Source organism: Ochrobactrum quorumnocens (assembly GCF_002278035.1).
Taxonomy (GTDB): domain Bacteria; phylum Pseudomonadota; class Alphaproteobacteria; order Rhizobiales; family Rhizobiaceae; genus Brucella; species Brucella quorumnocens.
In genome coordinates this window covers 497,135-522,453 of the sequence record NZ_CP022604.1, presented here as the reverse complement: position 1 = coordinate 522,453, position 25,319 = coordinate 497,135, and the positions used below count along the sequence as shown (strand labels likewise).

Sequence of the window (25,319 nt, the reverse complement as noted above, 5' to 3'; positions counted from 1 at the left end):
TAAACCCTGTAGTCACTACTTCACCTGAAGCGACTTGTATCCGTTATATTTGAACGGCTCCATGCCTTCACGAGCTAGCTCGTCAGCGCGCTCATTCTCAGGATGACCCGCATGACCTTTGACCCAGTGCCACGTCACCTTATGCGGCTTGCGCGCCTCATCCAGCGCCTGCCACAGCTCCGCGTTCTTCACCGGCTTCTTGGCTGCGGTTTTCCAGCCATTGCGCTTCCAACCCTCAATCCAGCCGGAAATACCGTCACGCACATAGACACTGTCTGTGTAAACATCGACTTCACATGGCTCTTTCAACGCCGATAGCGCTGAAATTGCTGCCATTAGTTCCATGCGATTGTTGGTAGTGTCTGCCTCGCCACCCTTCAGCTCTTTCACATGGCCATTCCAGCGCACGATAGCGCCCCATCCACCAGGGCCGGGATTGCCCGAGCAGGCACCATCTGTGAAAGCCTCGATATGCTTCACGCGGCAGCTCCTGCCAATTCAAGCCCGTATTCGGTTGCCGATGTAACCTGACGGTGGAAGCGCATACGACGCACATATTCCATCGGGTCTTTTTTCATCACGAAGCTACCATCTGGGACGGTCAACCAATCATAGAGACGGGTCAGCATGAAGCGGACCGCCGCGCCGCGAGCCAGAACTGGTAGAGCATCAATCTCAGCAGCAGACAGCGGGCGCACTGAATTATAACCGCGCAGGAATGCAGCGCCCTTGGTGAGATTGAAGGAGAAATCCTTCTCAAAGCACCAAGCGTTGAGGCAGACTGCCACGTCATAGGCGAGAATATCCGTGCAGGCGAAATAGAAGTCGATGAAACCCGACAGCCTGTCCCCGAGGAAAAACACATTGTCCGGGAAGAGATCGGCATGAATGACGCCTTCCGGCAATCCCACCGGCCAATTCTTTTCCAGATAATCGAGATCGCCCTCTGCCTCAGCAACCAGTCCCTGCTCGACACTGTCGGCACGTTCTTTCGAAAGATCCCACAACGGACGCCAGTCAGGCAATGTCAGCCCATTCCGGCGGCGCATAGTGAAATCTTCACCAGCCAGATGCATTTCAGCCAGTCCACGACCAACTTCTTCACAATGTGCGACAGTGGGTTTGCGCATCCACATGCCTTCAAGAAACGTCACGATTGCTGCTGGACGGCCTGCAAGTTCACCGATCGTCACACCATCGCGGCGCACTACAGGCTGCGGGCATTCCAGACCGCGCTTTGACAGATGCTGCATCAAATTCAGGAAAAATGGCAGCTCATCGCGATTAACGCGCTTCTCATAAAGGGTAAGAATGAAAGAGCCTATCGTCGTGTGCAGAAGGTAATTGGTATTCTCTACCCCTTCTGCAATGCCCTTATACGAAGTTAGGGCACCGATGTCATATTGTTCAAGAAAAGAACCGAGCTCGATTTCATTGATATCTGTATAGACGGCCATGCCGTTTATTTCCCCATATTCACTACACTCATATTACCCAAAAACCGCCGCACACCTTTCGGGATGCGCTTGTTTCTATCGCGCATCTTATTCGAAAACCGTTACACACTTTTCGGGATACGCTCCAACTTAGGAATGCCGACAACCCGGTTTTCACCGTTGACGAATGCCATATCCTGCACCGTCAGCTCAACATCGCGGATTTCACGATTGACGAGGAAATTCTCGGTTTCAATTGTCGTTTCTGCCAGTTCTATTTTGACAGTGAAACGGGCCTTGAAGGCATCCATAATCTCATCGACGATGATTTCGGGCGCAGACGCGCCAGCGGAAAGACCAACCACCGAAATATCGCCGACTTTGTCCCATTCGATGTCGCTTGCGCGCTGCACGAGCATCGACATGCCCGCGCCAGCCTTTTCGGCCACTTCGACAAGGCGCTTGGAGTTAGAGGAGTTCGGAGCACCCACGATGAGGAAGAGATCGCAACCGGGAGCGGCTGCACGCACGGCATCCTGGCGGTTTGTCGTGGCGTAGCAAATGGATTCCGCAGCTGGTGCGGTCAGATTTGGAAAGCGCTGCTGCAATTCTTGGATAATACCTGCAGTGTCATCAACCGAAAGCGTGGTCTGCGTGACGAAACCGAGGTTGTCTGGATCGGCAAACTCTATCTTGCGCGCGTCTTCAACTGTCTCGATGAGAGTAACCGTTCCATCCGGTAATTGCCCCATCGTGCCAATCACTTCGGGATGACCGGAGTGGCCAATCAGGATAACGTGGCGACCAAGGCGCTGATGGCGCATTGCCTGCTTGTGAACCTTGGAAACCAATGGACAAGTCGCATCGAGATAAAAAAGGTTCTTGGCTTCAGCATCAGCCGGCACCGATTTTGGCACGCCATGGGCAGAAAAGACGACCGGCTGATCGCGATGTTCCGCAGGAATTTCATCGAGCTCTTCAACAAAAATTGCGCCCCGTGACTGCAAGCCTTCAACCACATAGCGGTTGTGCACGATCTCGTGGCGCACATAGACCGGGGCGCCATATTTCTTCAGTGCCAGCACGACGATCTGGATCGCCCTGTCAACGCCTGCGCAAAAGCCGCGCGGGCCGCAAAGGCGGATTTCCAGAGGGGGGCGTGTATCAGTCATGAATCGTGCTCGCTGGGTTCGGCGTGAGGCGCGAATAGATATATAGGGCGGGAGTTGGGCTGCAACGAGGCCTTTGTCAACCCTTATCCACCTTCCGATACCGCCAGAACCACGTTCCGGCAACCCCTAACAGAGCCAAAGCAAGCCCATACCACGTAACTGCATATTGCAGATGGTTGTTGGGAAAATCGATGATCGTGACCCCGCCAATCGGCAAGCCACCAAAGTTTGGCTTGTTATCCGCATCGATAAAGAACGGCACCGCATCGTCAAGCGAAGGGATATCAGCGCTTTCTGCCATCGCCGACCAATCCTTCCAATAGAAGATATTCTTGGCGACATCGTTGTCTGGAACGAAATAGCCGGGCTTGGCGTTTAACGGATCGCGGGCCAGTCCTGTCACCGTCACTGGGCCATCCAATTGTCCGTCGAGGCGAGTTTCGGCATCCTTTTTCTCGTAAGGCACGAACCCACGATTAACGAGCACAAACCGACCATCTTCGAGCATTAGCGGCGTGTAGACATTGAAGCCCGGCTTGCCATCATAGGTCGAAAGAAAATGCCGCTCGCCCTGATGCATGAAGGTGCCCGAAACTGTCACAGGCCGGTATTCAACCGTTCCCTCTTGGCCATAGATTTTTTCCATCTCGGCCAAAGGAAGCGGGGCTTCATGGACCCGCTCTTGCGTGGTAGCAAGCAGCGCTTCTTTCCATTGCAGCCGCTCAACCTGCCATGTTCCCAACGCCAGCAGGATCACAAACGCGATAACGGATGCAATAAGTATCCCCCATGGAAACCGTTGCGGCTTTTGTGTTTGGGTCATTTACCATCGTCCAGACGCCCCTGAGACGCCTTGTTGCGATATTGCATATTAATCAGAATACCCTTGATGCAGCGCATGGCAACCAAGCTTAGGATAATGGCCAGCGGCACCCACAAGATGAAATGAACCCAGAGCGGCGGTCCGTAATTGACTTCCATCCACAAGGCCCCGCCAACCACGATAAAACCGATGAGGAGAATAACGAAAGCGGCCGGACCATCGCCTGAATCCGCAAAGGAGTAATCAAGCCCACAGGCCCGACATTTGGGGGCGACTGTGAGAAAGCCGTCAAACAGCTTCCCCTCACCGCAGCGAGGACAATGTCCCCTGATCCCGCTTTTGACCGGATCGACCGGCGGATAAAGATTATGATCCGACATCACACCCTCCAAAACGCACCAGAAAAGAAAAAGCGGCCGTGTTTCCAGGGCCGCTCTGCAATCTTACCAGCTGATAAATCAGCCGCCGTGCATCGGTGCGCCCCAACCGCCCCACACATAGATCGTGAAGAACAGGAACAACCAGACAACGTCCACGAAGTGCCAATACCATGCAGCCGCTTCAAAACCGAAATGGCGTTCAGGTGTGAAATCACCACCCATCGCACGGAAGAGGATAACCAAAAGGAAGATCGTTCCGATGATGACGTGAAAGCCGTGAAAGCCTGTTGCCATGAAGAAGGTCGCACCATAGATCGAGTCTTTGAACTCGAACGGTGCGTGAATATATTCATACGCTTGCACGAATGAAAACAGCACGCCCAACACAACCGTCAGCGCGAGGCCTGTGATCATGCCTTTGCGATCTTTGTGCAGCAATGCATGATGCGCCCAGGTCAGTGTCGTGCCCGAGAGCAGCAGGATCACTGTGTTGTAGAGCGGCAGATGCAGCGGATCGAGCACCTCGATGCCCTTCGGAGGCCACTGACCACCCGTGAATTCAGCGCGCGCAACCTGATGCACTTCGTTCGGGAAAAGGCTCGCATCGAAGAATGCCCAGAACCATGCCGCGAAGAACATGACTTCCGACGCAATGAACATGATCATGCCATAGCGCAGATGCAGCGAGACGACGCGCGTGTGATGTCCTTCGTGACCTTCCTTGATAGTGTCTGCCCACCAAGCGTACATGCAGTAAAGAACGATTGCGAGGCCGATGAAGAAAATCCATGGCGTAACAATGTTCAAACCGAAGAACTTGAGTTCGCCGGAGTTGATATAACGCATCCACGCGATACCGCCGATGGCAAGCACAAATGCACCTACCGAACTCAGGAACGGCCAGGGGCTCGGCGCTATGATGTGATAATCGTGATTCTTCTCGTGAACGTCGGCCATGTCTCTCCCCAAGGCTCCTCTCTGTGCCTTCATACCTGAGTTCATTGAGAACATCAGGTAATTCCCTTTTCATTACAACAATAGAGCGGCTTAGCTCTTTTGTCTTTGCGGCATTGTGTGCCGCGTTATTCTCTATGTTCAGCTTCCGTTATTGCCCGTTGGCGCAACCTTTGCGTTTGCAACAGGCTTTGGCTTATCGATCGGGAAGAACGTGTAGGACAGCGTGATCGTCTTCACGTCCTTCAGATCGGGATCGTTGACGATCTCTGGATCAACGAAAAAAACAACGGGCATTTCCATGTCTTCGCCCGGTTGCAAAGTCGTATCGGTGAAGCAGAAACATTCGACCTTGTTAAAATAAGCGCCGGCACGACCTGGAGCAACATTGAAACTCGCACGGCCATAAGTTGGCTCATCAAAGAGGTTGCGCGCTTCGTACTTGATCATGGTGGTTTCGCCGATGCGCACGGTTACTTCGCGCTCAACAGGCTTGAAATCCCAAGGCAGGCCATTGGCCGTATTGGCGTCGAAACGCACCTTCATCGTCTTATCAAGAATGGTATCGGAATATTGCTCGACGCGTTGTGTCGTGCCGCCATAACCAGTCACCTGACAAAAAATTCGATAGAGCGGCACAGAGGCGTAAGCTGCGCCAATCATGCAGACAAAGAAAGACAGGCACGCGATCGCAACCGTACGATTGGAGCGATTGAGGCGTTTCTGTTTTTCGTCAACCTTCTGCTGATCTGCCATTCTACCCTCCCAGATCGAACCCTTTATCAGTTCACTTAAAAATTAGAACGGACGTACCAGAGCGTTTGCTCCGAGCTTGGCCATTGTTCCCACGTAAACGAGAACAACGAACAGAGCCAAAGCGATAGCAAGCCCCCAGGAACGGTTACGCTGGGCTTTTCGCTGCTGCGCCGTTGGTGTAACCAGCTCTAGCTCCTCGCTATGCGGCTTCTGTACGGAATTATCCATAAATCACTCCAAAGGCTGTCAGCAGCCTGATTGCCAGTGCTTCCACGAGCAGAACCGCAAATACCGCCGACAAATAAATCAGCGAGAAGCGGAACAGTTTGCGCGCTGCAAGCAGCATTTGCGTATGGCTTTCCGCAACCCACATGCGCCATGCATAGTAGACGAATGCCACACCGAGCAGCGTGGAAATCACACCATAAGTGATGCCAGCAAAGCCCAATAAGTAAGGCAGTACGCCAACCGGCGCCATGATCACGGCGTAGAACATCGCCTGTCGGCGGGTCGAAAGTTCGCCCTTCACATTCGGCATCATAGGAATGCGTGCGGCTTCGTAATCATTGCTCGAAAACAACGATAGTGCCCAGAAGTGCGGCGGCGTCCACAGGAAGATAATCATAAACAGAACGACACTGTCCCATGTGATCTCGCCCGTTGCAGCAGCCCAGCCGATCATCGGAGGAAAAGCACCAGCCGCACCACCAATAACAATGTTCTGCGGTGTCGAGCGCTTGAGCCACATAGTATAGATGACAGCATAGAAGAAAATGGTGAAGGCAAGCAGAGCAGCGGAGAGCCAGTTGACCATCAGTCCGAGCGTGATAACCGAAAAGACCGACAGCGTTAGGCCAAAAGCCAGAACCTGATTGGGCGCGATCACGCCAGCAGGGATCGGACGATTGCGCGTGCGCTTCATCACCGCATCGATATCGGCATCGTACCACATATTGAGTGCGCCAGATGCGCCAGCACCAACCGCGATGCAGAGGATGCTGATCGCAGCCAGAACCGGATTCATATGGCCGGGCGCAAGCACCAGACCGACAAGTCCGGTGAACACCACCAGCGACATGACACGCGGCTTCAGCAGGACGAGATAATCCCGTGCAGTCGCCTCTGAAAGAGCGAATGCATCGTCGGAAACCGTGTTTTTTTCCACCAGAGACATTAACTTCAACAACCTCGAATTCACCGGGCCGATGCTGCACTCTGCCCTGAGTGCACACCAGCAATCCAAAACGACTTTACCTCCCGGAGATGCATTCACTCCGATCGGAAGCGTCGTTCTTGAACGTCAACCGGCTACGGACGGATCTAAATGCCGCCCGCACATATCACAGTTTTGTTCAAGGGCGAACCCCTTTCCGGTGCTCGCCCTTTGCACAATTACTTTATACGCGGCAGTTGTTCCCACTGGTGGAACGGCGGAGGCGAAGAAAGCTGCCATTCCAGCGTCGTTGCACCTTCACCCCATGGGTTTGCACCCGCTTCACGCTTCTTCGCGAATGCCTCGAAGACATTGTAGAGGAAGATCAGCACGGCAAAGCCCGAAATGTAGGAACCGTAAGACGACACCATATTCCAGCCCGCATAAGCATCCGGATAGTCGATGTAACGACGTGGCATACCGGCAAGACCGAGGAAGTGCTGCGGGAAGAAGACGAGATTAACGCCAACGAAAGTGACCCAGAAGTGCAGCTTCGCGGTGAATTCGTCGTACATATAACCGCTCATCTTCGGGAACCAGTAATACCAGCCTGCGAAGATCGCGAACACTGCGCCCAGCGACAGCACGTAATGGAAGTGTGCCACAACGTAATAGGTGTCATGCAGTGCGCGGTCGAGACCGGCATTGGCGAGCTGAACGCCGGTAACACCACCAACAGTGAACAGGAAGATGAAGCCAATCGCCCACAGCATCGGTGCACGGAAGGTTAGAGACCCACCCCACATCGTCGCGATCCAGGAGAAGATCTTGATACCCGTCGGAACCGCAATAACCATCGTCGCGAAGACGAAGTAGCGCTGCGTATCGAGCGACAGACCGACCGTGTACATGTGGTGCGCCCAGACGACGAATCCGACAACGCCGATCGCAACCATGGCATATGCCATGCCGAGATAACCAAATACCGGCTTGCGCGAGAAGGTTGAAATGATGTGGCTGACAATGCCGAAGCCCGGCAGGATCAGAATATACACTTCAGGGTGACCAAAGAACCAGAACAGGTGCTGGTAAAGGATCGGATCACCGCCACCATCTGGCGAGAAGAACGTCGTTCCGAAGTTACGATCGGTAAGCAGCATGGTGATGCCACCAGCCAGAACCGGAAGCGACAGCAGAAGCAGAAACGCCGTTACAAGCACAGCCCATGCGAAGAGCGGCATCTTATGCAGCGTCATGCCCGGAGCACGCATGTTGAGGATCGTTGTGATGAAGTTGATCGCACCGAGAATCGACGACGCACCTGAAATATGCAGCGCTAGAATAGCGAAATCCACTGCAGGTCCGGGCTGGCCGGATGTCGAAAGTGGCGGATAAAGCGTCCAGCCACCACCCGGCCCCCAACCGCCTGCCGGACCTGGCATGAACAGCGAGATCAGGAGAAGCGTGAGTGCAGGCGGAAGAAGCCAGAACGAAATATTGTTCATACGCGGAAACGCCATATCAGGCGCACCGATCATCAGCGGGATCATCCAGTTGGCGAAACCACCAATCAGCGCTGGCATGACCATGAAGAAGATCATGACCAGAGCGTGCGCCGAGGTGAACACGTTGAACATATGCTTGCCAGCATCGAGAGCAGCATCGCCCTCAACGCCATAAACCATTTGCGCCAGACCATGGAAAATCTGGATGCCCGGCTCCTGAAGCTCAGCGCGCATCGCGATAGACAGCGCGCCGCCAATAATGCCGGCAATGATTGCGAAGATCAGGTACAGAGTACCGATATCTTTATGATTAGTCGAGTAAACCCAGCGCACCCAGCCTTTTGGCTTGTGGTCGTCATGGGCTCCATGCTCGTGAGCTGCTGTGCCAGCCATGGAATTCGCTCCCGTTTTTCAACAGTCTTGCGTATCGAAGTCTTTAAAGACCCGCCGCAGCCACTTTATCGTTTGCATCGCCTTCAAGATCGGCTTGAAGCGCCTTGTTCGCGCCCGGGACATCCGAGGCCGCAGCCGTCAACCAAGTGTCATAACGCTCTTTCGAGACGACACGAACGGCGATCGGCATAAAGGCATGGTCCTTGCCACAAAGCTCGGAGCACTGGCCGTAATACAGGCCTTCCTTGTCAGCTTTGAACCAAGCCTCATTGATACGGCCCGGTACAGCGTCCATCTTCACGCCGAAAGCCGGAATAGTCCAGGAATGGATCACGTCGGCAGCTGTTACCAGAAGACGCACCGTCTCGCCAATTGGCACGACGACTTCATTATCGACAGCCAAAAGGCGCGGATAACGAGCGTGATCTTCCTTGCCGGCAGCAGCACGGTCGGCATCCTTGAGAATGAGCGAATCAAAGCTGACCGGCGTTTCGGTCTGATATTCATAACCCCAGTACCACTGATAGCCGGTCGCCTTAACCGTCAGTGTCGGATCCTCTGGTGAATATTGCGCTGTCAAAAGCTGAAATGACGGCACTGCCAAGAAAAGCAGAATGATCACCGGACCCACGGTCCAGACCACTTCGACCGCCGTATTGTGGCTGGTCTTGGATGGGTTTGGATTTGCGCTCGCGCGGAACTTAATCACGCACCAAATAAGCAAAGCCAGAACCAGCAATGTGATCGGAATGATAAACCAGAGCGTATAGCGCTCAAACCAATGAATCTGCTCGGCAATACCCGTCGCAGCTTCCTGAAATCTTATCTCCCATGGACGCGGCTGATCCGCAAAAGCGGCACCGCTCGTCCACAGCAATGCGAAAGCACCAACGACGGCACCCCTCGTTGTGGCAACAATTTTATCCACCAGAACTCTCTCCCTTTTCGCCCTTTCAGGCTGGACGCCGGACGTTTAGACGGCCGTATCCCCCGTCAGCGTTCAAATCACACCTTAACGCACACCGCAAGGAAGGCGAATATGTTCCTGTGCGGCATTTTTGCGCGCAACCCTGCGTCAGAGCCACGCATCCCGCTCATTCAACAAAGCATCACAAGCCCTAGCTAAACTTGGGAAAACTTGGGAAAAGCCACAGAAACACATAATGAAGCCATGATTTAGCAAGAGGTTTCCTCTAACGTGCCGCGTGATAATGGATGCAACTGCCGGGGACGCATCTGGGATGCAATGCCGGTATCACCTTTGCGATTATGGCTCGGAAGCGACAATAGCTTTTCACCGCCTGTTTCGGAGGGTAACGTCCCGGTGATTCGATCTGGAGATTTCATGATTTTCCGTACATCCGCCCGCCGCTCGATTTTCCAGCGTCTTGCCATCCTCGCAACGGGTACCGCTGTGGTACTCGCAGCTGCAGCAATGCCGTCTGTCGCGCAGGAAACTCCGACGCAGCTTCCAGCACCAACACAGGCCCCGTCGCAATCGCAATCTGCGACACCGCAGCAAAGCGGCACACTCAAGTCGCAGCATGGCGCGTGGGCGATCCTTTGCGACACGCCTGCAGGTGCCAAGACCGAGCAATGTGCGCTCATTCAGAATGTGGTTGCTGCCAAGCGTCCTGAACTTGGGCTTTCGGTCGTTGTCCTCAAGACCGCTGACAACAAGGCCCGGATTTTGCGTGTTCTTGCACCACTCGGCGTCTTGCTGCCAAATGGTCTCGGCCTCAATGTCGACGGCAAGGATATCGGCCGCGCCTATTTCGTGCGTTGCTTTGAAGACGGCTGCTATGCAGAAGTTATCCTTGAAGACGAGTTGCTCAATACCTTCCGCAACGGCAAGTCTGCGACCTTCATCGTCTTCCAGACACCGGAAGAAGGCGTTGGCATTCCTGTAGATCTCAAAGGTTTTGGTGAGGGCTTCGACGCCTTGCCTTGATAGGATTCCGGCGCCGACGGGCTGCAAACCGCATTCCGTTGTGCTTCCGGTGCTCGTGTACCTTTACTGCGGTTCCCGTTGATATTGAATCGTTGGAACCGCTGTAACTATTTGTTTTTGCGCATTTCCGAGCGCAAAACCGGTTCCCACTTTTGCTGGAAATGCTTTAAGTACATTGCGTTCCGGTTCTCGCGGCCAACGATTTTCGCCTCGCCATCCCCAGAATCGCGACACTTCTTAATCTCAAGGTTGTTCTCAACCGATTTAGCGCTTACATCCTGTGGCAAACACATGCCGCAGGATTATTTTTATGAAGAGCCTGATCGATAGCTTCGACGCCAACCGTGACGATATTGAACGCCTTGTTTCGCAGAGCCTGAAAGGCAGCGATGATGGCGAACTCTTCATGGAGTATCGCGAAGCGGAGGCGCTTGTCTTCGATAATGGACGGCTGAAGACCGGCTCTTTCAATCAGGATCAGGGTTTCGGCCTGCGCGCCGTTGCAGGCGAAGCCATCGGCTATGCGCATGCAGGTGATTTGTCGCTTGCAGCCCTCAAGCGTGCGTCTGATGCGGTTTCCGCAACACTGACCGGTCATAGCGGTACCTATGCGGCAGCTCCGTCCGGCACCAACCGCCATCTTTATACCGACGAGAACCCTATCGGCTCGCCGACCTTCGACGCTAAGGTCCAGCTTCTGCAGAAGATCGATGCTTATCTGCGCGCGAAAGACCCGAAGGTGCGGCAGGTATCTGTCTCAATTGCAGGCTCATGGCAGCATGTTGAGATTCTTCGCGCTGACGGGCATTTCGTTCGCGATATACGTCCAATGGTTCGGCTCAGCGTTTCCGTCGTTGCAGGCAATGGCGATCGTCAGGAATCGGGCTCGCATACGCTTGGCGGACGCAAGGGCTTTGGCGACTTCATCACCACCGAAAGCTGGCAGCATGTGGCCGATGAAGCGCTGCGTCAGGCGCTCGTCAATCTTGAAGCCGTCCCTGCCCCTGCTGGCACTTACGACATCGTTCTCGGCAACGGCTGGCCGGGTGTGATGTTGCATGAAGCTGTCGGCCACGGCCTTGAGGGTGATTTCAACCGCAAGAAGACTTCGGCCTTTGCGGGGCTGCTCGGACAACAGGTAGCGTCGAAGGGGGTCACCGTTGTTGATGATGGTACTATTTCAGAGCGCCGCGGTTCGCTGACCATCGATGATGAAGGCACGCCCACCAATCGCACTGTGCTCATCGAAGACGGCAAGCTCGTCAATTACATGCAGGACCGGCAGAATGCACGTCTGATGGGCATGGAAGCAACCGGCAATGGTCGCCGCGAATCTTATGCACATGCGCCAATGCCACGCATGACCAACACCTATATGCTTTCAGGAGACAAGACGCCGGACGAGATCATCGCCTCCATGAAGAAGGGCATTTATGCCGTTTCCTTTGGCGGTGGGCAGGTGGATATAACGTCTGGGAAGTTCGTATTTGGCTGCACGGAAGCCTATATGATCGAGGACGGCAAGGTCGGGGCACCGATCAAGGGGGCCATGCTAATCGGCAACGGCCCGGACGCCATGCAACGCATTTCGATGATCGGCAACGACATGAAGCTCGATACCGGCAGCGGTAATTGCGGCAAGGGTGGACAATGGGTGCCAGTAGGCGTGGGTCAACCGCATCTGCGTATGGATCAGGTTACGGTCGGCGGCACTGCGGTTTAAAATTCCGCCATGCAGCTGATCGATAAGTATCTACCGAATTATCGCTTCAACGAAATCCATGGCTGCGATGTGAACGCCTCGCCCGAGGTAGTCTTGCAGGCAGCCATAGCTTATCGACCTGAGACGGACTTGTTTTTCCGCAGCATGATTGGCCTGCGCGAATTACCCATGCGAGCAATCGCACGCTTGCGCGGACGTGAAAGCTCAGTCGCACAACCCTTCGGCCTGCATGAGTTTACCTTGCTTGAACATGAACCGGGCCAGGCAGTGGTCTATGGGCTTATAGGACAATTCTGGAAGGCTAATTTCGGCCTCTTCAAAATCGAAAGCGTAGAGGCCTATCTGGCTTTCCGCACACCGGGCGTTGCAAAGCTGGCGCTTACCTTCACCGTAACCGAACGAGGTGAGAAAGCGCGTCTTGTCACCGAAACGCGGGTATTTTGCCCCGACCGTGCCAGCCATCTTCGTTTTCTGCCATATTGGTATCTGATACGCCCCATCAGCGGCCTGATCCGCAACCGAATTCTCGGTTCCATCAAAAAGGCTAGTGGATTGAATTTGACGTTTGAATCCCAACTGACACATACGCTGCTTCAAACGTCAAATTCGAAAAATCCACTAGATTCATAAACTTGCTAGTGGTCTTCTTGATTCCGACATTTGTCCAATGCCTGTATCCGAGAGATGCAAATGTCGGAATCAGACCACTAGTGAGAAGGGACTGCTGCAACCGGGAGAACGTGCATGAATATAATCGCCCATGTCGAAATTCCGGTCACAGATATAGACCGTGCTATCGCGTTTTATTCCGATGTATTTCGTGTTGGTTTTGGCAAGATTGCCGAAATCCACGGTAACCGCATGGCCTATTTCCCTTTTGAGGAAGGCAAGGAAGGCGCAAGCTGCGCGCTGGCCGAAGGCGAAGTCTATGTGCCGACCGTCAACGGGGCGATCATCTATTTCAGCGTGACCGACATTGATGCGGTCATTGCCCGTGCAACCGCGATTGGCAGTGATTTGCTGTTCCCAAAGACTGCTCTTCCAGATGGTGGTTTTGTTGCCGAAATTCTCGATAGCGAAGGCAACCGCATCGCCATTCAGCAGCTATAGACTTAAAGGAACTGGCCATATCACTGAAAATCCGAACAGGCGGTGTCTATAAAGATGCACGCGGATATGAAGTGCTCATCGTCATGAAATACCCCGACGGCAAATTTTATGGTGCTCAGGGCACAGTTTATCTTGCAGACGGGCGCAGTGATGTGCACGTTTACAAAGATCAGGATCCATGGAGACTGGTCGAAGCGATAAATTAGAGCACATTACGATGGTTCAACTTGATCCAGAAATGCTCTGAGCCGGAGGAGATAATGCCTGAAACGCCATATGACTGGAGCGGAAAGCAGCCTGAAAAGCGCTCCCGGCAAAAGCGCATGATGGTAATTGCAGCAGCAAGCATGATCGCCCTGCTCTTCACACTCGCCGTCGTAGACGCGATCCTCATTCTGATCGATTGATGCTGCCGGTCTATGAAATAGACTGCGTTGGCGTAAGTTCTCCTAAAGAACTCTGGCAACGCTATCTCGATACGGTGCTTGTTCTCGACCCGGAATCCTTCGGTTACACACTCGATTCATTCTGGGATGGTGTGCAATGGGGTGGCCCCGGCTGGCCCGGCGAGTGCGAACTGGTGTTCAAGAATGTCGAAGCTTTGAGCAAGCTAAAGACACTCGGTGGCAAACCATTTCTGGAAGCTTTTCGGCAGTTAGTGGCCGATACGGACCGGTTGAAAATCAGACTGGAATGAAGAGGAAACTCTATTCTCCAGTTGCATCATATTGGGCTGAAGCCGCAACAAGCGCATCAATGTCATCGGCACAGAGAAACGCTCTCAATGTTTCAAATTTTTGTTGATCCCAAGCATATATTCCGAGGCTCAGAAGGGTATCAACAATCGATGCCGCAAAACGAGACCGAATAGGAACGGCTGGATTGCCCGCCACTATGGCATAAGGTGCAACATCTTTGGTGACGATTGCGCCGGACGCGATGATGGCACCTTCTCCAATAGTGATCCCCGGCATGATCATCGCGCGCATTCCGATCCATGCGCCATCGCCAATATTGGTGTCACCCTTGCCTTGATATGCATCCAGAATGACTTCAGGGAATGGATATAGACTGAACCAATCCGTGCGATGTGTGTGATTTCCACCCATCAGAATGACTGCTTCTGCACCAATGCAAACGTAGTCGCCAATATAAAGCTGATCGACCGGCCATTGGGATTCCCAAGCCTTCAGGCTGTATTCGTCACCGTACAAGTAACGAACGACGCTCTCCTCAAATGAGCCAGTCCAAGCATTGCTGTAATAGCTGTGTGTTCCTCGCACATGGATATTCGGGTTTTTGACCGTTTCATGCAGAAGTTCGACAACAGACCAGTGCTTGGTGGGAGGACTTATGAAAGACACGGCTTCTACAACTTTCCAGAAACTTATGGGGCAGTTCTATTCGAGATGCTCCAAAACTATTCCAGTCGCGACCGGAAACCCCAGCGACAACATCAACGATATTATCAGCCAAATTAAACGCTTAAGCCACCCGCAACCGTAATGACAGTTCCGGTAACGAATCCTGATTTATCAGAAGCCAGCCAGAGAGCCGTTTGCGCGATATCTTCCGGCTCGGCAATTCGACCCATGGGTGTCATTGCGGCAATCTTTGCTGGTCGATCCGGGTTTCCGCTCAACATATGAATAGAGGTATTGGTTGTACCTACCCGAATGGCATTCACACGGATACCTTCAGGTGCCAGCTCTTTTCCCGCCCCTATCGAGATGGTTTCTACCGCACCTTTGGATGCAGCATAATGCACGTACTCGCCCGGGCTTCCCAAAACCGCTGCCACAGACGAGATATTGATAATCGTGCCACCTGTACCACCATTGGCCGAGGACATGCGGCGTGTCGCTTCCTGTGTGCAATACAACAACCCAAAGACATTAGTTCTGAAGGTTTGCTCGAGCGCATCGTCCTGAAGCCCCTGGATTCGGGTGTTCTGTCCGATGACTCCCGCATTGTTAACGAGGCAAGAAACGACGCCGAGCGCCTTGTCGCAGGCAAGAAACAAGGCTTCGACGTCTTGGCGGTTCGCCACATCACTCTGAACAGCAATTGCTTTTGCACCAAAACCCTCGCAGGCTTCGACTGTGCCAAGTGCTGCGTCTGCATCGCTTAGATAACTGATGCAAACGTCATAACCTTCGCGGGCAAAGAGACGTGCGGTAGCGGCGCCAATACCTCTGCTGCCGCCTGTCACGATAACGACTGGCCTCAAATGCTCGTCCTCCCCGCTTTGATAGCGGCTATGTAGAGCGGCTTCAGTTAAAACTGAACGGCTGGAATTGCTCTATCTGTTTTTTACGCATTTACCTCACGCAAAACCGCTTCGCACTTTAGTTCAAATGCTTTAAGCCGCCGGATCTTCTTCCAGAAGTCCTGTGACGAAATCAAACAGTCCTGGACGACGGTCGCGGCGCAGGCGCTCGGCAACAATGATCCCCTTTATGCCCGAATAGGACCGCTCAAGGTCTTCATTGATGACGATGTAATCGTATTTTACCCATTTTTGGATTTCAAAACGAGCATTCTGCAACCGTGTTTCAATCACGTCCGCCGTATCTTCGGCACGGCGGTTCAGGCGGTTCTGCAATTCGCGCATGGTGGGCGGCAGAATGAAAATCGATACCACGTCAGCAGGCATTTTGGCCTGCAACTGTTCAGCGCCCTGCCAGTCGATGTCGAACAGCATATCCTGACCATCGGCCAGTGCTTCCTCAGCCGTCTGGCGCAGCGTACCATAGAAGTTGCCGTGTACTTCCGCCCATTCAATCAGCTGGTCATTGTCGCGCAGTCGCTCGAATTCCCGCTTGGTGATGAAGTGATAATGCACACCATTGATTTCGCTTTGACGGCGTTCGCGCGTCGTAACGGAAATTGACAGCGAAAGCTTCATGTCCGGATCGTTGAGCAGCTGCCGCGCAATCGTGGATTTCCCCGCACCTGAGGGCGAAGAAATCACCACCATGAGGCCTCTGCGTGCAATGCCATGTTCAACCGAAGAGATGGCCATTTTCCGTTACTCCAGATTCTGTACCTGTTCGCGAAACTGATCAACGACCGCTTTCAGCTCAAGACCGATTGCCGTAATCGATGCTGCGTTCGATTTTGAACACAATGTATTCGCTTCGCGATTAAATTCCTGTGAAAGAAAATCAAGCTTGCGCCCGATGGGACCGCCATCTGCAAGCAACTTGCGCGCAGATGCGACATGCGTTTCAAGCCGATCCAGCTCTTCCTGAATGTCCGCTTTGGTCGCGAGAAATGCAGCTTCCTGATAAAGGCGCGTTTCATCGAGATCGCGCCCAGTATCCATTAATAACGATACCTGCCCTGCCAATCGGGTTCGGATAGCTTCTACGCTACGCGACGGGTCGTTACGTGCCGCCGATGTGAGGTGCTCGATTGTATCAACATGACCTGAAAGAATGGTCAAAAGTGACTGCCCCTCATGGGTACGCGCCTCGGCAATTGACTTGAGTGCAGCTTCAAAAGCCGCAATGACTGCAGCCTCAAGGCCAGCGCGCGCATTGTCGTCTTCCGACACCTGTGCCTGATCGATAATGCCGCGCAGCGAGAGAACGCCGTCAACACTTGCCGGAGCAAGTCCATGTCTCGCTTGCAATTCTGCACCGAGCTTCAGTACTTCATCAAGCATTGCCTGATTGATGACAAAGCCACCCTGAGCTTCCGCGCGCTCCACATTAAGGCTCGCTTGAAAATTGCCGCGCGAAAAGTAGCGTGCCAGAAGCGAACGGACAGCGTGTTCAGCACCTTCCAGCCCTTGCGGCAGGCGCAGGCGCAAATCCAGCCCTTTGCCGTTCACAGAGCGCACTTCCCACACAATGCGCGCTTCATTATCGGCTGCGCCATACTGCATCGCGTGGCGCGCAAACCCTGTCATGCTCTGGAGCGCCATGCTTACATTCCTTTTTTCGGCATTCACAAAGTGATAAACCGCCCAATTACTGGGCGGTGTTTTGCTGCTGTAATTGATTTTTTTCCTGCTCAACCGCGCGCCACTTGCGCACATTGGCATTGTGTTCAGCCAAGGTCTTAGCGAAAACGTGACCGCCTGTACCATCCGCTACGAAGTAGAGGTCTTCGGTGTCGAGCGGGTTGGCCACGGCCTCAAGCGCTGCACGACCCGGATTGGCAATCGGTGTCGGCGGCAAACCGTTGATGACATAGGTGTTGTAAGGCGTCGGCTTTTCGATGTCCGACTTGAAGATCGGACGGTCGGAGGGCTTGCCCGCGCCACCGAACAGACCATAAATGATAGTCGGGTCGGATTGAATACGCATGCCCTTGTTGAGGCGATTCACGAAGACGGACGCCACATGCGGACGTTCCGACGCGATACCCGTTTCCTTCTCGACGATGGAAGCCAGCGTCACAAACTCGTTCTTGTCCTTGACCGGCAGATCAGCGCGGCGTTTTGCCCACGTGTCATCAATCAGCTTCTGCTGCGAGGCAATCATACGGTTGATGATTTCCTCACGCGTTGTGCCGCGCGTGAAGTTGAGCGTATCTGTAAACAGCCCACCTTCAGGCGGCATATCTTTTGGCATGTCGCCAGCCAGAATCGGATCTGTAGAAATACGATCGAATACCTGCTTGACGGTAAGACCTTCAGGAATTGTCAGCGGATACATGATCGACTTGCCGCTGATGAGAAGCTCCATCACATCGCGCATTGTCGCACCAGCCGGGATCGCATATTCGCCAGCTTTCAGATCGTTCTCATGCCCGTAAGCGCGCATACCGTAACGGAAAATACGTGCATCGCTGACGATTTCGCGGCCTTCAAGGCTGTTGGAGACTTCAGAAACACCAGCACCGCGTTTAACGAGGAACGTCGTTTCAGCGGTCAAAGGGCCTTTGGAATCAAACTGGAGCTTGCCGAAGTAAAACAGAGCCGAAGCTCCCAATAGCACCAGCACGATCAGCGATAACATGAAGTTCATGAAGACGACGATCTGGCTGCGCGCATGGCGCGAACGCTTGCGCGGCGGCGGCGTACCCGGTTCTGGACGCAGAGCTTCAGAGGCAGATTTTGGCACGAAGGGCTTGCTTGCCGCGGCTTGCTCGGGCGTCACTGCAGCTTGCGGCTGCTGCTCAGCAGGATTGGTTCCGGGCTTTTCTTCTGAACTCACACCATCACCTCGTCCTGAAACCCGTGCGAAAGGGCATACAAATCAAACAAATTCTGTCTGATCACACTAAACGCAATTAGCAAGTTTAAACATTGCATCAGGTTATATTTTGGCAAAAACGCGGAGAAATCCCCGCGTTTTTGAATAGTTTAGTTTTTTAAAGCTCGCTCGCTCAAGAATAGCGACGCAGAACCAGCGAAGCATTGGTGCCGCCGAATCCGAAAGAATTCGACAGCGCAATGTCAATCTTACGTTCGCGCGCTTTGTGCGGCACGAGATCGATCTTTGTTTCAATCGCTGGATTGTCGAGATTAAGCGTTGCAGGCGCGATGTTGTCACGGATCGCGAGCGTCGAGAAGATCGCTTCCGCAGCACCGGCGGCACCAAGCAGGTGACCAATCGACGACTTGGTCGAAGACATGGATACCTTCGAGGCTGCATCGCCAACAACACGCTCAACGGCACCGAGCTCGATCGTATCGGCCATGGTCGATGTGCCATGCGCGTTGATGTAATCGATCTGGTCAGGCGTAATTTCTGCGCGCTTGATTGCAGCAATCATGCAGCGTTCCGCGCCCTCACCGCTCTCAGTCGGTGCTGTGATGTGGTAAGCATCACCCGAAAGACCGTAGCCGATGACTTCAGCGTAGATCTTGGCGCCACGCGCCAAAGCATGTTCCAGCTCTTCGAGAACCACAACGCCAGCGCCTTCGCCCATGACAAAGCCATCGCGGTCGCTGTCATATGGACGGGAGGCTGCAGTCGGATCGTCGTTACGCTTGGTGGAGAGCGCCTTGCAGGCAGCAAAGCCCGCCAGCGAAATGCGGCTAACCGGCGATTCCGTACCACCAGCAACCATAACATCAGCATCGCCGAATGCGATCAGACGCGCAGCGTCGCCAATGGCGTGCGTGCCAGTCGCGCAAGCGGTTACGACCGAATGGTTGGGGCCGCGCAGCTTGTGCTTGATTGAAACATGGCCGGACGCCAAATTGATCAGACGACCTGGAATGAAGAATGGTGAAATGCGGCGTGGGCCTTTGTCACGCAACGTAAGGCCCGCATCAACGATACCTTCGATGCCGCCGATGCCCGAACCGATCAGAACGCCAGTGCGGATCTGGTCTTCATCGCTTTCAGGATGCCAATTGGCATCGTCCAATGCCTGATCAGCAGCGCCGACAGCATAAACAATGAACGGATCTACCTTACGCTGTTCCTTTGGCTCCATATGGAGGTCGGGATTGAAGGTGCCATTGGTGCCATCACCAAGGGGGATGCGGCAAGCGATCTGGCAAGGCAGATCATCGACTTCAAATTCCGTGACGCGGCGAGCACCGCTGTCACCGGCAATAAGACGCTTCCAGGTCTCTTCGACACCGCTAGCAAGCGGCGACACCAGACCAAGACCGGTGATGACGACACGCCTCATATCCACCCCTTAAATTTGATAAACTTCGTTGGAGACATCCCGCAGGCGAAAAATGCCTCATACGGACGATGCTCAATCTTGATTACCGGCACGGTACCGGGCTGCAATTTGCAGCAGCCACAACCGGCTATTGGTAGTTGATGTTTTCCGGACAGGCTGCTTGCAGACGCTGACCAGAAGACAAGCAGGGCCGGGATTCGAAAGAATCCCAGCCCCGAAAGCTCAGATTAGGCAGAAGCCTTATCGATGAACTTCACAGCGTCGCCGACCGTGAGGATCGTTTCTGCAGCGTCGTCAGGAATTTCAACGCCAAATTCTTCTTCGAAAGCCATGACGAGCTCGACGGTGTCGAGGCTGTCTGCACCAAGATCATCAATGAAGCTTGCGCCTTCGGTGACCTTGTCTGCATCTACACCCAGATGCTCAACAACGATTTTCTTGACGCGCTCTGCGGTATCGCTCATGTCGGAACCTCGACCTGTTGTTAACTTGCTCTGCCTTGGTTAGCGGCATGCATGATTGTAATCAAGTTATAAGATGTCTGCCAAGTTTTGAGTTTACTCACCCTGACAGTCACCCTGTGGATATTCCTTGCGGAACAGGAAAACGGCATCTCGCAACCGAAATGCCGAAACTCTCGTCGGGCGCATTACCATGCTTCTTGAGCAAGGCAAAGCGCATTTTGCTTTTCAGAGCCCGACTTTAAGACTTTATATACCGTAAAATGCCGATTCAAGAGCCTTTAAAAGGCTTTTAAATCATAGCCATACCGCCATTGATGTGCAAAGTCTGACCTGTGACGTATGCGGCTTCGTCGCTTGCCAGATAAAGCACGGCAGCAGCAATATCACCACCAACGCCCATGCGCTTCATGGGGATGCTACCCATGATCGCTTCCTTCTGCTTTTCGTTCAGCTTGTCCGTCATTGCCGATTCGATGAAGCCAGGTGCTACGCAGTTAACCGTGACATTACGGCTTGCGATTTCCTGTGCAAGAGACTTCGAGAAGCCGATGAGACCCGCCTTGGAAGCGCAATAATTGGCCTGACCTGGATTGCCGGTCACGCCAACAATCGACGTGATATTGATGATACGGCCCTTGCGGCGGCGCATCATTGGATGGGTCAGTTCACGCGTCAGATTGAACACAGATGTCAGATTGACATTGAGAACCGCATCCCAGTCCTCATCGCTCATGCGCACAAAAAGACCGTCGCGGGTGATACCCGCATTGTTGACGAGAATGTCGACGCCACCCATTTCCTCCTCTGCCTTCTGGCCGAGAGCCTTTACGGCTTCGCGATCAGACAGGTTGGCAGGGAAGATGAAAGTACGGTCGCCGAGTTCAGCAGCCAGTTCTTTTAGTTTTTCTTCGCGTGTGCCGTGCAGACCGACGATAGCGCCCTGCGCATGAAGCGCGCGGGCAATCGCCTCGCCAAGACCGCCGGTTGCACCTGTGACGAGAGCCTTGCGGCCAGTCAGATCAAACATCTCAGATCCTCTTAAGCATTAAGTGCAGCAACCGCCGCATCGATTTCTTCGGCCGAGCCAACGGTTGCGCCAGTCACATCCTTGGAGATGCGGCGTGCAAGACCAGTCAGAACTTTTCCGGAGCCTACTTCATAAAGCGTCGTCACGCCATTAGCAGCAAACCATTCGATGGTTTCGCGCCAGCGAACCTGACCCGTGACCTGTTCAACGAGCAGATCAGCAATTTCATTGGCATCCGTCACAGGTGCCGCACGCACGTTAGCAATCAGCGGCACAATAGGATTGTGCTTTTCAACGGAGGCCAGCGCCTCCCGCATTGCGTCAGCAGCGGGGCCCATAAGCGTCGAATGGAAAGGTGCCGATACCGGTAGCATGATTGCGCGCTTGGCACCCTTTTCGGAAGCAAGCGATGCCGCCAATTCCACTGCAGCCTTGGAACCTGAGATAACCAGCTGACCGCCGCCATTGTCGTTGGCGATTTGTACCGAGCCAGAAGCCCTCGCTTCCGAGCAAATAGCTTCAACATCGCTATGCTCAAGACCGATTATCGCAGCCATTGCGCCTTCGCCGACTGGAACTGCCTTCTGCATTGCATTGCCGCGAATGCGCAGGAGACGGGCCGTATCCGCCAGTGAGAATGTTCCTGATGCACAAAGTGCGGAATATTCGCCGAGCGAATGACCCGCTACATAGGCAACCTTTTCTTTCAGCGAAAACCCGCGCGCTTCCATGACACGCAATGTGGCGATGGAGACCGCCATAAGTGCGGGCTGCGCATTAGCGGTCAGTGTGAGTACATCTTCAGGACCTTCGAACATCGTGGCAGAGAGTTTCTCGCCCAGTGCTGCGTCCACTTCCTCGAAAACAACGCGCGCCTCAGCGAACTGTTCGGCCAGAGCCTTGCCCATGCCTACTGCCTGGCTACCCTGTCCTGGAAAGGTGAATGCTACTGCCATGAATGCCTCACTTGATCTGACAATTTTGCGCGATGTGCCCCAGCATAGGTTGAAAAGTCAAGTAATTGTCGGTTTTTCGAGGTTATGCGGCTTGCAAACCCGGGGAAAAACACGTATTAGCCGCCCGTTCGTTGCTGGCATTAGCTGGGGGCTGAACGGAGGAGCGGTCGGTTCTTCAACTATTTGTTGGACTGTCCGTGGAAGTCTAAAGTGCTTCTGCCTCCCGTGTCTCCGCTCTCGATTGTCTTTACCCAGCGTCCTTTCTTCTCCGGTTTTCCGGTATAAGAGAAGTCGCAGAGGCTTAGCCGTTAGTGTCAGCATGATGTAACAGAAGAAAGGCAAAGCCAATGGCTCTTTATGAACATGTGCTTCTTGCCCGCCAGGACATTTCCCAGCAGCAGGTCGACGCTCTCGTCGAACAGTACAAGGGTGTCCTCGAAGCTAATGGCGGCAAGGTCGGTAAGGTAGAAAACTGGGGTCTTCGTCCCCTCACCTACCGTATCAAAAAGAATCGCAAGGCGTATTACACGCTCGTAAACATTGACGCTCCGGCAGCTGCCGTTGCTGAAATGGAACGCCAGATGCGCATCAACGAAGACGTTCTGCGCTTCCTCACTGTTCGCGTTGAAGAACACGAAGAAGGCCAGTCGGCTATGCTTTCGCGCCGCGACGACCGTCGTGAACGCGATGGTGACGACCGCGGCCCACGCCGTCCACGCGAAGGCGGTTTCGACCGTGGTGATCGCGGCGACCGCGGTGATCGTGGCCCACGCCGTCCACGTGACAACGAAGCTGGTGAAGGAGCATAATCATGGTTGACATCAATCAGATCCCGACCCGTCGTCCTTTCCATCGTCGTCGCAAGACGTGCCCGTTCTCCGGCGCAAACGCACCGAAGATCGACTACAAGGACATTAAGCTCCTGCAGCGTTACATTTCGGAACGCGGCAAGATCGTTCCTTCCCGTATTACAGCTGTCAGCCAGAAGAAGCAGCGCGAACTCGCCAAGGCGATCAAGCGCGCTCGTTTCCTCGGCCTGCTTCCATACGTTGTGAAGTAAGATCTGAGTGAACTAAGACTTTTTGTGAGGCGGCAGTTTATGCCGTCTCACAATATTCCCCGGATGCGATGGGCGCGACCGGTGTACTAAAATCCCAAGTTGGGGTGAACGCGACTTTGTCCGCACCTCTAACTGCAAAACCGGCAATCCGGAGCAGGACAGCGAGTTTATGAAATTCAACGGAACCATCATTGGTGTCGGCATATTGGCGGGGCTTGCCTCGGCATTGATGTCGTCCGGCGTCATTGCCCAATCGGGAATGGCGGTGGTTCTCTATTTCCTGACACCGCTGCCTATTTTTGTTGCCGCTCTTGGCTGGGGTTCGAGCGCAGGGCTTGTTGCTGCTGCTGCCGCCACCATTGCTGTCGGCATTTTTGCGGCTCCAATGGCCGCATTGCTTATGGCGCTCACCAGTTACGCGCCTGCTGCAATCGGTGCATATCTTTCAGGCCTAGCCCGTCCTGCCTCCGAACTCGGCGGTCCAAAAGACGTCATGGTCTGGTATCCGCTTTCGGATATCGTCTTCCGTCTGGCTTTGATGGTTGCTGCAAGTTTTATCGTCATCGGTTTCATTCTGGGTTTCGGGCCGGATATGGCACGAGAACTCGCAAACACGCTGATCGACCGCCTTGCCGAAGCCGACCCACAATTCACTGCGACCGATGAAATGCGCCAAAGCGTCAGCGCGCTTCTGATGGTGGCACTGCCAGCAATCCAGCCAGCGACATGCCTCGCTATTCTGGTCGGCAATCTCTATTTGGCCCTGCGTCTGACTGCCCTTTCGGGTCGTCTGCGCCGTCCACGTGATGATTGGCCTGCAACAATGCGTATGCCACGTCAGGCACTGCTTGTTTTTGCCGTGGCTCTCGCAGTTGCGTTTTTGCCCGGCGCCGCCGGCCTCATTGCCACGGTAGTTGTTGGGGCACTGAGCTTCGGCTTTATGATCGCAGGCCTTGCGACTTTCCATCACCGCTCACGCGGAAAAGCATGGCGACCAGTCGTGCTGTGGTTCGTCTATGTGGCGATCATCCTGTTCGCATTTCTGCTTTTCGTCTTCATGGTTTTCGGTCTTTTCGATACATCGCGCGGCGCGCCAATCTCGAAAATCCCGAATACTGATAACCAATAAACTCATTGAGACACTCGAAAGGAAACTCAAATGGACGTTATTCTTCTGGAACGTATCAGCCGCCTCGGTCAGATGGGCGACACTGTTAAGGTCAAGGACGGCTTTGCCCGTAACTTCCTGCTGCCACAGGGCAAGGCTCTTCGTGCCAACGAAGCCAACCGCAAGAAGTTCGAAGGCCAGCGCGCGCAGCTCGAAGCTCAGAACCTTGAGCGCAAGAGCGAAGCTGAAGCAGTTGCAACCAAGCTCAACGGCGAATCGTTCATCGTTGTTCGTTCGGCTGGTGAAACCGGTCAGCTGTACGGTTCGGTTTCGACCCGCGACATCGCTGACATCATCACTGCAAATGGCTTCAACCTGCACCGCAACCAGGTTGAACTGAAGCAGCCAATCAAGGCAATCGGCGTGCATGACATCGTCATCTCGCTGCATCCTGAAGTCGAAGTTACGGTTTCCGTAAACATCGCTCGTTCGACTGAGGAAGCCGAACGTCAGGCAAAGGGTGAAGACCTGACCTCAATCGAAGCCATCTACGGCATCGAAGAAGCACCTCTCGCTGAAGAAGTCTTCGACGAAGACGAAGAAGGCGAAGATCAGGCTTAATCTGCCCTGCTCTTTCCTCCAAGGAAGCAATGCTCCTTAGCCATGTTTCCAATGGTGGTAAACTTTATATGATCATGCCCGGCGGTCTCCGTCGGGCATTTTCTCTTTTCAGATCGGAAATTTTGCC

The 25,319-nt window shown here is 53.9% G+C and carries 30 protein-coding genes; 10 read left to right on the top strand and 20 right to left on the bottom strand.

Going from position 1 to position 25,319, the window contains the following annotated elements; all coding sequences use genetic code 11:
* Positions 1–15 precede the first annotated feature (15 nt).
* The 11 genes from rnhA to coxB form a co-directional block, all read right to left on the bottom strand.
* Entirely contained in the window at positions 16–480 is a 465-nt protein-coding gene (gene rnhA, locus CES85_RS11965) for a ribonuclease HI (RefSeq protein WP_095446195.1), read from the bottom strand.
* The gene (locus CES85_RS11960; RefSeq protein ID WP_095446194.1) at positions 477–1,457 is read right to left on the bottom strand and encodes a homoserine kinase; all 981 of its coding nucleotides are present in this window, start codon (positions 1,455–1,457) and stop codon (positions 477–479) included. Before CES85_RS11960 ends, rnhA begins: the two co-directional genes overlap by 4 nt.
* A gap of 101 nt (positions 1,458–1,558) precedes the next feature.
* Positions 1,559–2,608 carry a 4-hydroxy-3-methylbut-2-enyl diphosphate reductase gene (gene ispH, locus CES85_RS11955; protein WP_095446193.1) on the bottom strand — a complete coding sequence of 350 codons (1,050 nt, stop codon included), beginning with the start codon at positions 2,606–2,608 and terminating at the stop codon, positions 1,559–1,561.
* Between the two features lie 76 nt (positions 2,609–2,684).
* Positions 2,685–3,431, bottom strand: coding sequence for an SURF1 family protein (locus tag CES85_RS11950; RefSeq protein ID WP_095446192.1), 747 nt, complete (start codon positions 3,429–3,431; stop codon positions 2,685–2,687).
* The gene (locus CES85_RS11945; RefSeq protein ID WP_095446191.1) at positions 3,428–3,811 is read right to left on the bottom strand and encodes a DUF983 domain-containing protein; all 384 of its coding nucleotides are present in this window, start codon (positions 3,809–3,811) and stop codon (positions 3,428–3,430) included. Before CES85_RS11945 ends, CES85_RS11950 begins: the two co-directional genes overlap by 4 nt.
* A gap of 78 nt (positions 3,812–3,889) precedes the next feature.
* Complete coding sequence (locus tag CES85_RS11940) at positions 3,890–4,768, bottom strand: cytochrome c oxidase subunit 3 (RefSeq protein WP_024896200.1); 879 nt, start codon at positions 4,766–4,768, stop codon at positions 3,890–3,892.
* A 138-nt stretch (positions 4,769–4,906) separates the two neighbouring features.
* Positions 4,907–5,521: a cytochrome c oxidase assembly protein gene (locus tag CES85_RS11935; RefSeq protein ID WP_095446190.1), complete on the bottom strand. Its 615-nt coding sequence runs from the start codon at positions 5,519–5,521 to the stop codon at positions 4,907–4,909.
* A gap of 42 nt (positions 5,522–5,563) precedes the next feature.
* Positions 5,564–5,749: a cytochrome c oxidase system small membrane protein gene (locus CES85_RS11930; RefSeq protein ID WP_095446189.1), complete on the bottom strand. Its 186-nt coding sequence runs from the start codon at positions 5,747–5,749 to the stop codon at positions 5,564–5,566.
* Positions 5,742–6,695, bottom strand: a complete 954-nt coding sequence (gene cyoE, locus CES85_RS11925; RefSeq protein ID WP_095446188.1) for a heme o synthase — start codon at positions 6,693–6,695, stop codon at positions 5,742–5,744. Before cyoE ends, CES85_RS11930 begins: the two co-directional genes overlap by 8 nt.
* A 218-nt stretch (positions 6,696–6,913) precedes the next feature.
* Positions 6,914–8,572 carry a cytochrome c oxidase subunit I gene (gene ctaD / locus CES85_RS11920; RefSeq protein WP_095446187.1) on the bottom strand — a complete coding sequence of 553 codons (1,659 nt, stop codon included), beginning with the start codon at positions 8,570–8,572 and terminating at the stop codon, positions 6,914–6,916.
* Between the two features lie 43 nt (positions 8,573–8,615).
* Positions 8,616–9,500, bottom strand: a complete 885-nt coding sequence (coxB, locus tag CES85_RS11915; RefSeq protein ID WP_095446186.1) for a cytochrome c oxidase subunit II — start codon at positions 9,498–9,500, stop codon at positions 8,616–8,618.
* A 417-nt stretch (positions 9,501–9,917) separates the two neighbouring features.
* Here coxB and CES85_RS11910 point away from each other — a divergent pair, with 417 nt between their 5' ends.
* From CES85_RS11910 to CES85_RS11885, 6 genes are all read left to right on the top strand, one after another.
* Positions 9,918–10,523, top strand: a complete 606-nt coding sequence (locus CES85_RS11910) for an invasion associated locus B family protein (protein ID WP_095446185.1) — start codon at positions 9,918–9,920, stop codon at positions 10,521–10,523.
* Between the two features lie 310 nt (positions 10,524–10,833).
* Positions 10,834–12,246 carry a metalloprotease TldD gene (tldD, locus tag CES85_RS11900; protein WP_095446183.1) on the top strand — a complete coding sequence of 471 codons (1,413 nt, stop codon included), beginning with the start codon at positions 10,834–10,836 and terminating at the stop codon, positions 12,244–12,246.
* Between the two features lie 9 nt (positions 12,247–12,255).
* The gene (locus CES85_RS11895; RefSeq protein WP_235901697.1) at positions 12,256–12,876 is read left to right on the top strand and encodes a hypothetical protein; all 621 of its coding nucleotides are present in this window, start codon (positions 12,256–12,258) and stop codon (positions 12,874–12,876) included.
* A 114-nt stretch (positions 12,877–12,990) separates the two neighbouring features.
* A complete protein-coding gene (locus tag CES85_RS11890) occupies positions 12,991–13,356 on the top strand; it encodes a VOC family protein (RefSeq protein WP_095446182.1) in 366 nt (121 codons plus the stop codon).
* 260 nt (positions 13,357–13,616) lie between these two features.
* Positions 13,617–13,763 (top strand): hypothetical protein, encoded by a 147-nt coding sequence (locus CES85_RS27150; protein WP_157743454.1) that lies wholly within the window; start codon positions 13,617–13,619, stop codon positions 13,761–13,763.
* Positions 13,763–14,053: a hypothetical protein gene (locus CES85_RS11885; protein ID WP_095446181.1), complete on the top strand. Its 291-nt coding sequence runs from the start codon at positions 13,763–13,765 to the stop codon at positions 14,051–14,053. Before CES85_RS27150 ends, CES85_RS11885 begins: the two co-directional genes overlap by 1 nt.
* 10 nt (positions 14,054–14,063) lie before the next feature.
* On the opposite strand, the gene CES85_RS11880 is transcribed toward CES85_RS11885, so the two are convergent.
* The 9 genes from CES85_RS11880 to fabD all read right to left on the bottom strand — a co-directional run bounded on the left by CES85_RS11880 (position 14,064) and on the right by fabD (position 22,403).
* On the bottom strand, positions 14,064–14,720 hold the full coding sequence (locus CES85_RS11880) for a CatB-related O-acetyltransferase (RefSeq protein ID WP_235901696.1): 657 nt from the start codon (positions 14,718–14,720) through the stop codon (positions 14,064–14,066).
* A gap of 113 nt (positions 14,721–14,833) precedes the next feature.
* Entirely contained in the window at positions 14,834–15,586 is a 753-nt protein-coding gene (locus tag CES85_RS11875; RefSeq protein WP_095446180.1) for an SDR family oxidoreductase, read from the bottom strand.
* Positions 15,587–15,718: 132 nt separating this feature from the next.
* Positions 15,719–16,381: a guanylate kinase gene (gmk, locus tag CES85_RS11870; RefSeq protein ID WP_095446179.1), complete on the bottom strand. Its 663-nt coding sequence runs from the start codon at positions 16,379–16,381 to the stop codon at positions 15,719–15,721.
* A gap of 6 nt (positions 16,382–16,387) precedes the next feature.
* Complete coding sequence (locus CES85_RS11865) at positions 16,388–17,287, bottom strand: YicC/YloC family endoribonuclease (protein WP_095446178.1); 900 nt, start codon at positions 17,285–17,287, stop codon at positions 16,388–16,390.
* Positions 17,288–17,333: 46 nt separating this feature from the next.
* Entirely contained in the window at positions 17,334–18,524 is a 1,191-nt protein-coding gene (mltG, locus tag CES85_RS11860) for an endolytic transglycosylase MltG (protein ID WP_095446177.1), read from the bottom strand.
* A 172-nt stretch (positions 18,525–18,696) separates the two neighbouring features.
* Entirely contained in the window at positions 18,697–19,956 is a 1,260-nt protein-coding gene (gene fabF, locus CES85_RS11855; RefSeq protein WP_095446176.1) for a beta-ketoacyl-ACP synthase II, read from the bottom strand.
* A 227-nt stretch (positions 19,957–20,183) separates the two neighbouring features.
* A complete protein-coding gene (locus CES85_RS11850; RefSeq protein ID WP_002963616.1) occupies positions 20,184–20,420 on the bottom strand; it encodes an acyl carrier protein in 237 nt (78 codons plus the stop codon).
* Between the two features lie 289 nt (positions 20,421–20,709).
* Complete coding sequence (gene fabG / locus CES85_RS11840) at positions 20,710–21,447, bottom strand: 3-oxoacyl-[acyl-carrier-protein] reductase (protein WP_095446174.1); 738 nt, start codon at positions 21,445–21,447, stop codon at positions 20,710–20,712.
* Between the two features lie 11 nt (positions 21,448–21,458).
* Positions 21,459–22,403 carry an ACP S-malonyltransferase gene (gene fabD / locus CES85_RS11835; protein ID WP_095446173.1) on the bottom strand — a complete coding sequence of 315 codons (945 nt, stop codon included), beginning with the start codon at positions 22,401–22,403 and terminating at the stop codon, positions 21,459–21,461.
* Between the two features lie 347 nt (positions 22,404–22,750).
* On the opposite strand from fabD, the gene rpsF reads away from it, so the two are divergent.
* From rpsF to rplI, 4 genes are all read left to right on the top strand, one after another.
* Positions 22,751–23,212 carry a 30S ribosomal protein S6 gene (gene rpsF, locus CES85_RS11825; RefSeq protein ID WP_024896181.1) on the top strand — a complete coding sequence of 154 codons (462 nt, stop codon included), beginning with the start codon at positions 22,751–22,753 and terminating at the stop codon, positions 23,210–23,212.
* Between the two features lie 2 nt (positions 23,213–23,214).
* Positions 23,215–23,463, top strand: coding sequence for a 30S ribosomal protein S18 (rpsR, locus tag CES85_RS11820; RefSeq protein ID WP_006466219.1), 249 nt, complete (start codon positions 23,215–23,217; stop codon positions 23,461–23,463).
* 169 nt (positions 23,464–23,632) lie between these two features.
* Complete coding sequence (locus CES85_RS11815) at positions 23,633–24,592, top strand: DUF2232 domain-containing protein (protein WP_095446172.1); 960 nt, start codon at positions 23,633–23,635, stop codon at positions 24,590–24,592.
* 30 nt (positions 24,593–24,622) lie between these two features.
* Positions 24,623–25,192 carry a 50S ribosomal protein L9 gene (gene rplI, locus CES85_RS11810; protein ID WP_095446171.1) on the top strand — a complete coding sequence of 190 codons (570 nt, stop codon included), beginning with the start codon at positions 24,623–24,625 and terminating at the stop codon, positions 25,190–25,192.
* Positions 25,193–25,319: the final 127 nt, after the last annotated feature.

Bases quoted from the DNA above. Each gene is read 5' to 3' on its own strand.
- fabF (WP_095446176.1), bottom strand. From the start codon at position 19,956: ATGAGGCGTGTCGTCATCACCGGTCTTGGTCTGGTGTCGCCGCTTGCT.
- CES85_RS11815 (WP_095446172.1), top strand. From the start codon at position 23,633: ATGAAATTCAACGGAACCATCATTGGTGTCGGCATATTGGCGGGGCTT.
- ctaD (WP_095446187.1), bottom strand. From the start codon at position 8,572: ATGGCTGGCACAGCAGCTCACGAGCATGGAGCCCATGACGACCACAAG.
- CES85_RS11895 (WP_235901697.1), top strand. From the start codon at position 12,256: ATGCAGCTGATCGATAAGTATCTACCGAATTATCGCTTCAACGAAATC.
- gmk (WP_095446179.1), bottom strand. From the start codon at position 16,381: ATGGCCATCTCTTCGGTTGAACATGGCATTGCACGCAGAGGCCTCATG.
- CES85_RS11945 (WP_095446191.1), bottom strand. From the start codon at position 3,811: ATGTCGGATCATAATCTTTATCCGCCGGTCGATCCGGTCAAAAGCGGG.
- CES85_RS11950 (WP_095446192.1), bottom strand. From the start codon at position 3,431: ATGACCCAAACACAAAAGCCGCAACGGTTTCCATGGGGGATACTTATT.
- ispH (WP_095446193.1), bottom strand. From the start codon at position 2,608: ATGACTGATACACGCCCCCCTCTGGAAATCCGCCTTTGCGGCCCGCGC.
- CES85_RS27150 (WP_157743454.1), top strand. From the start codon at position 13,617: ATGCCTGAAACGCCATATGACTGGAGCGGAAAGCAGCCTGAAAAGCGC.
- CES85_RS11910 (WP_095446185.1), top strand. From the start codon at position 9,918: ATGATTTTCCGTACATCCGCCCGCCGCTCGATTTTCCAGCGTCTTGCC.
- rpsR (WP_006466219.1), top strand. From the start codon at position 23,215: ATGGTTGACATCAATCAGATCCCGACCCGTCGTCCTTTCCATCGTCGT.
- CES85_RS11890 (WP_095446182.1), top strand. From the start codon at position 12,991: ATGAATATAATCGCCCATGTCGAAATTCCGGTCACAGATATAGACCGT.
- fabD (WP_095446173.1), bottom strand. From the start codon at position 22,403: ATGGCAGTAGCATTCACCTTTCCAGGACAGGGTAGCCAGGCAGTAGGC.
- CES85_RS11865 (WP_095446178.1), bottom strand. From the start codon at position 17,287: ATGGCGCTCCAGAGCATGACAGGGTTTGCGCGCCACGCGATGCAGTAT.
- fabG (WP_095446174.1), bottom strand. From the start codon at position 21,447: ATGTTTGATCTGACTGGCCGCAAGGCTCTCGTCACAGGTGCAACCGGC.
- rplI (WP_095446171.1), top strand. From the start codon at position 24,623: ATGGACGTTATTCTTCTGGAACGTATCAGCCGCCTCGGTCAGATGGGC.
- CES85_RS11935 (WP_095446190.1), bottom strand. From the start codon at position 5,521: ATGGCAGATCAGCAGAAGGTTGACGAAAAACAGAAACGCCTCAATCGC.
- CES85_RS11850 (WP_002963616.1), bottom strand. From the start codon at position 20,420: ATGAGCGATACCGCAGAGCGCGTCAAGAAAATCGTTGTTGAGCATCTG.
- CES85_RS11940 (WP_024896200.1), bottom strand. From the start codon at position 4,768: ATGGCCGACGTTCACGAGAAGAATCACGATTATCACATCATAGCGCCG.
- tldD (WP_095446183.1), top strand. From the start codon at position 10,834: ATGAAGAGCCTGATCGATAGCTTCGACGCCAACCGTGACGATATTGAA.
- CES85_RS11960 (WP_095446194.1), bottom strand. From the start codon at position 1,457: ATGGCCGTCTATACAGATATCAATGAAATCGAGCTCGGTTCTTTTCTT.
- cyoE (WP_095446188.1), bottom strand. From the start codon at position 6,695: ATGTCTCTGGTGGAAAAAAACACGGTTTCCGACGATGCATTCGCTCTT.
- CES85_RS11885 (WP_095446181.1), top strand. From the start codon at position 13,763: ATGCTGCCGGTCTATGAAATAGACTGCGTTGGCGTAAGTTCTCCTAAA.
- rpsF (WP_024896181.1), top strand. From the start codon at position 22,751: ATGGCTCTTTATGAACATGTGCTTCTTGCCCGCCAGGACATTTCCCAG.
- CES85_RS11930 (WP_095446189.1), bottom strand. From the start codon at position 5,749: ATGGATAATTCCGTACAGAAGCCGCATAGCGAGGAGCTAGAGCTGGTT.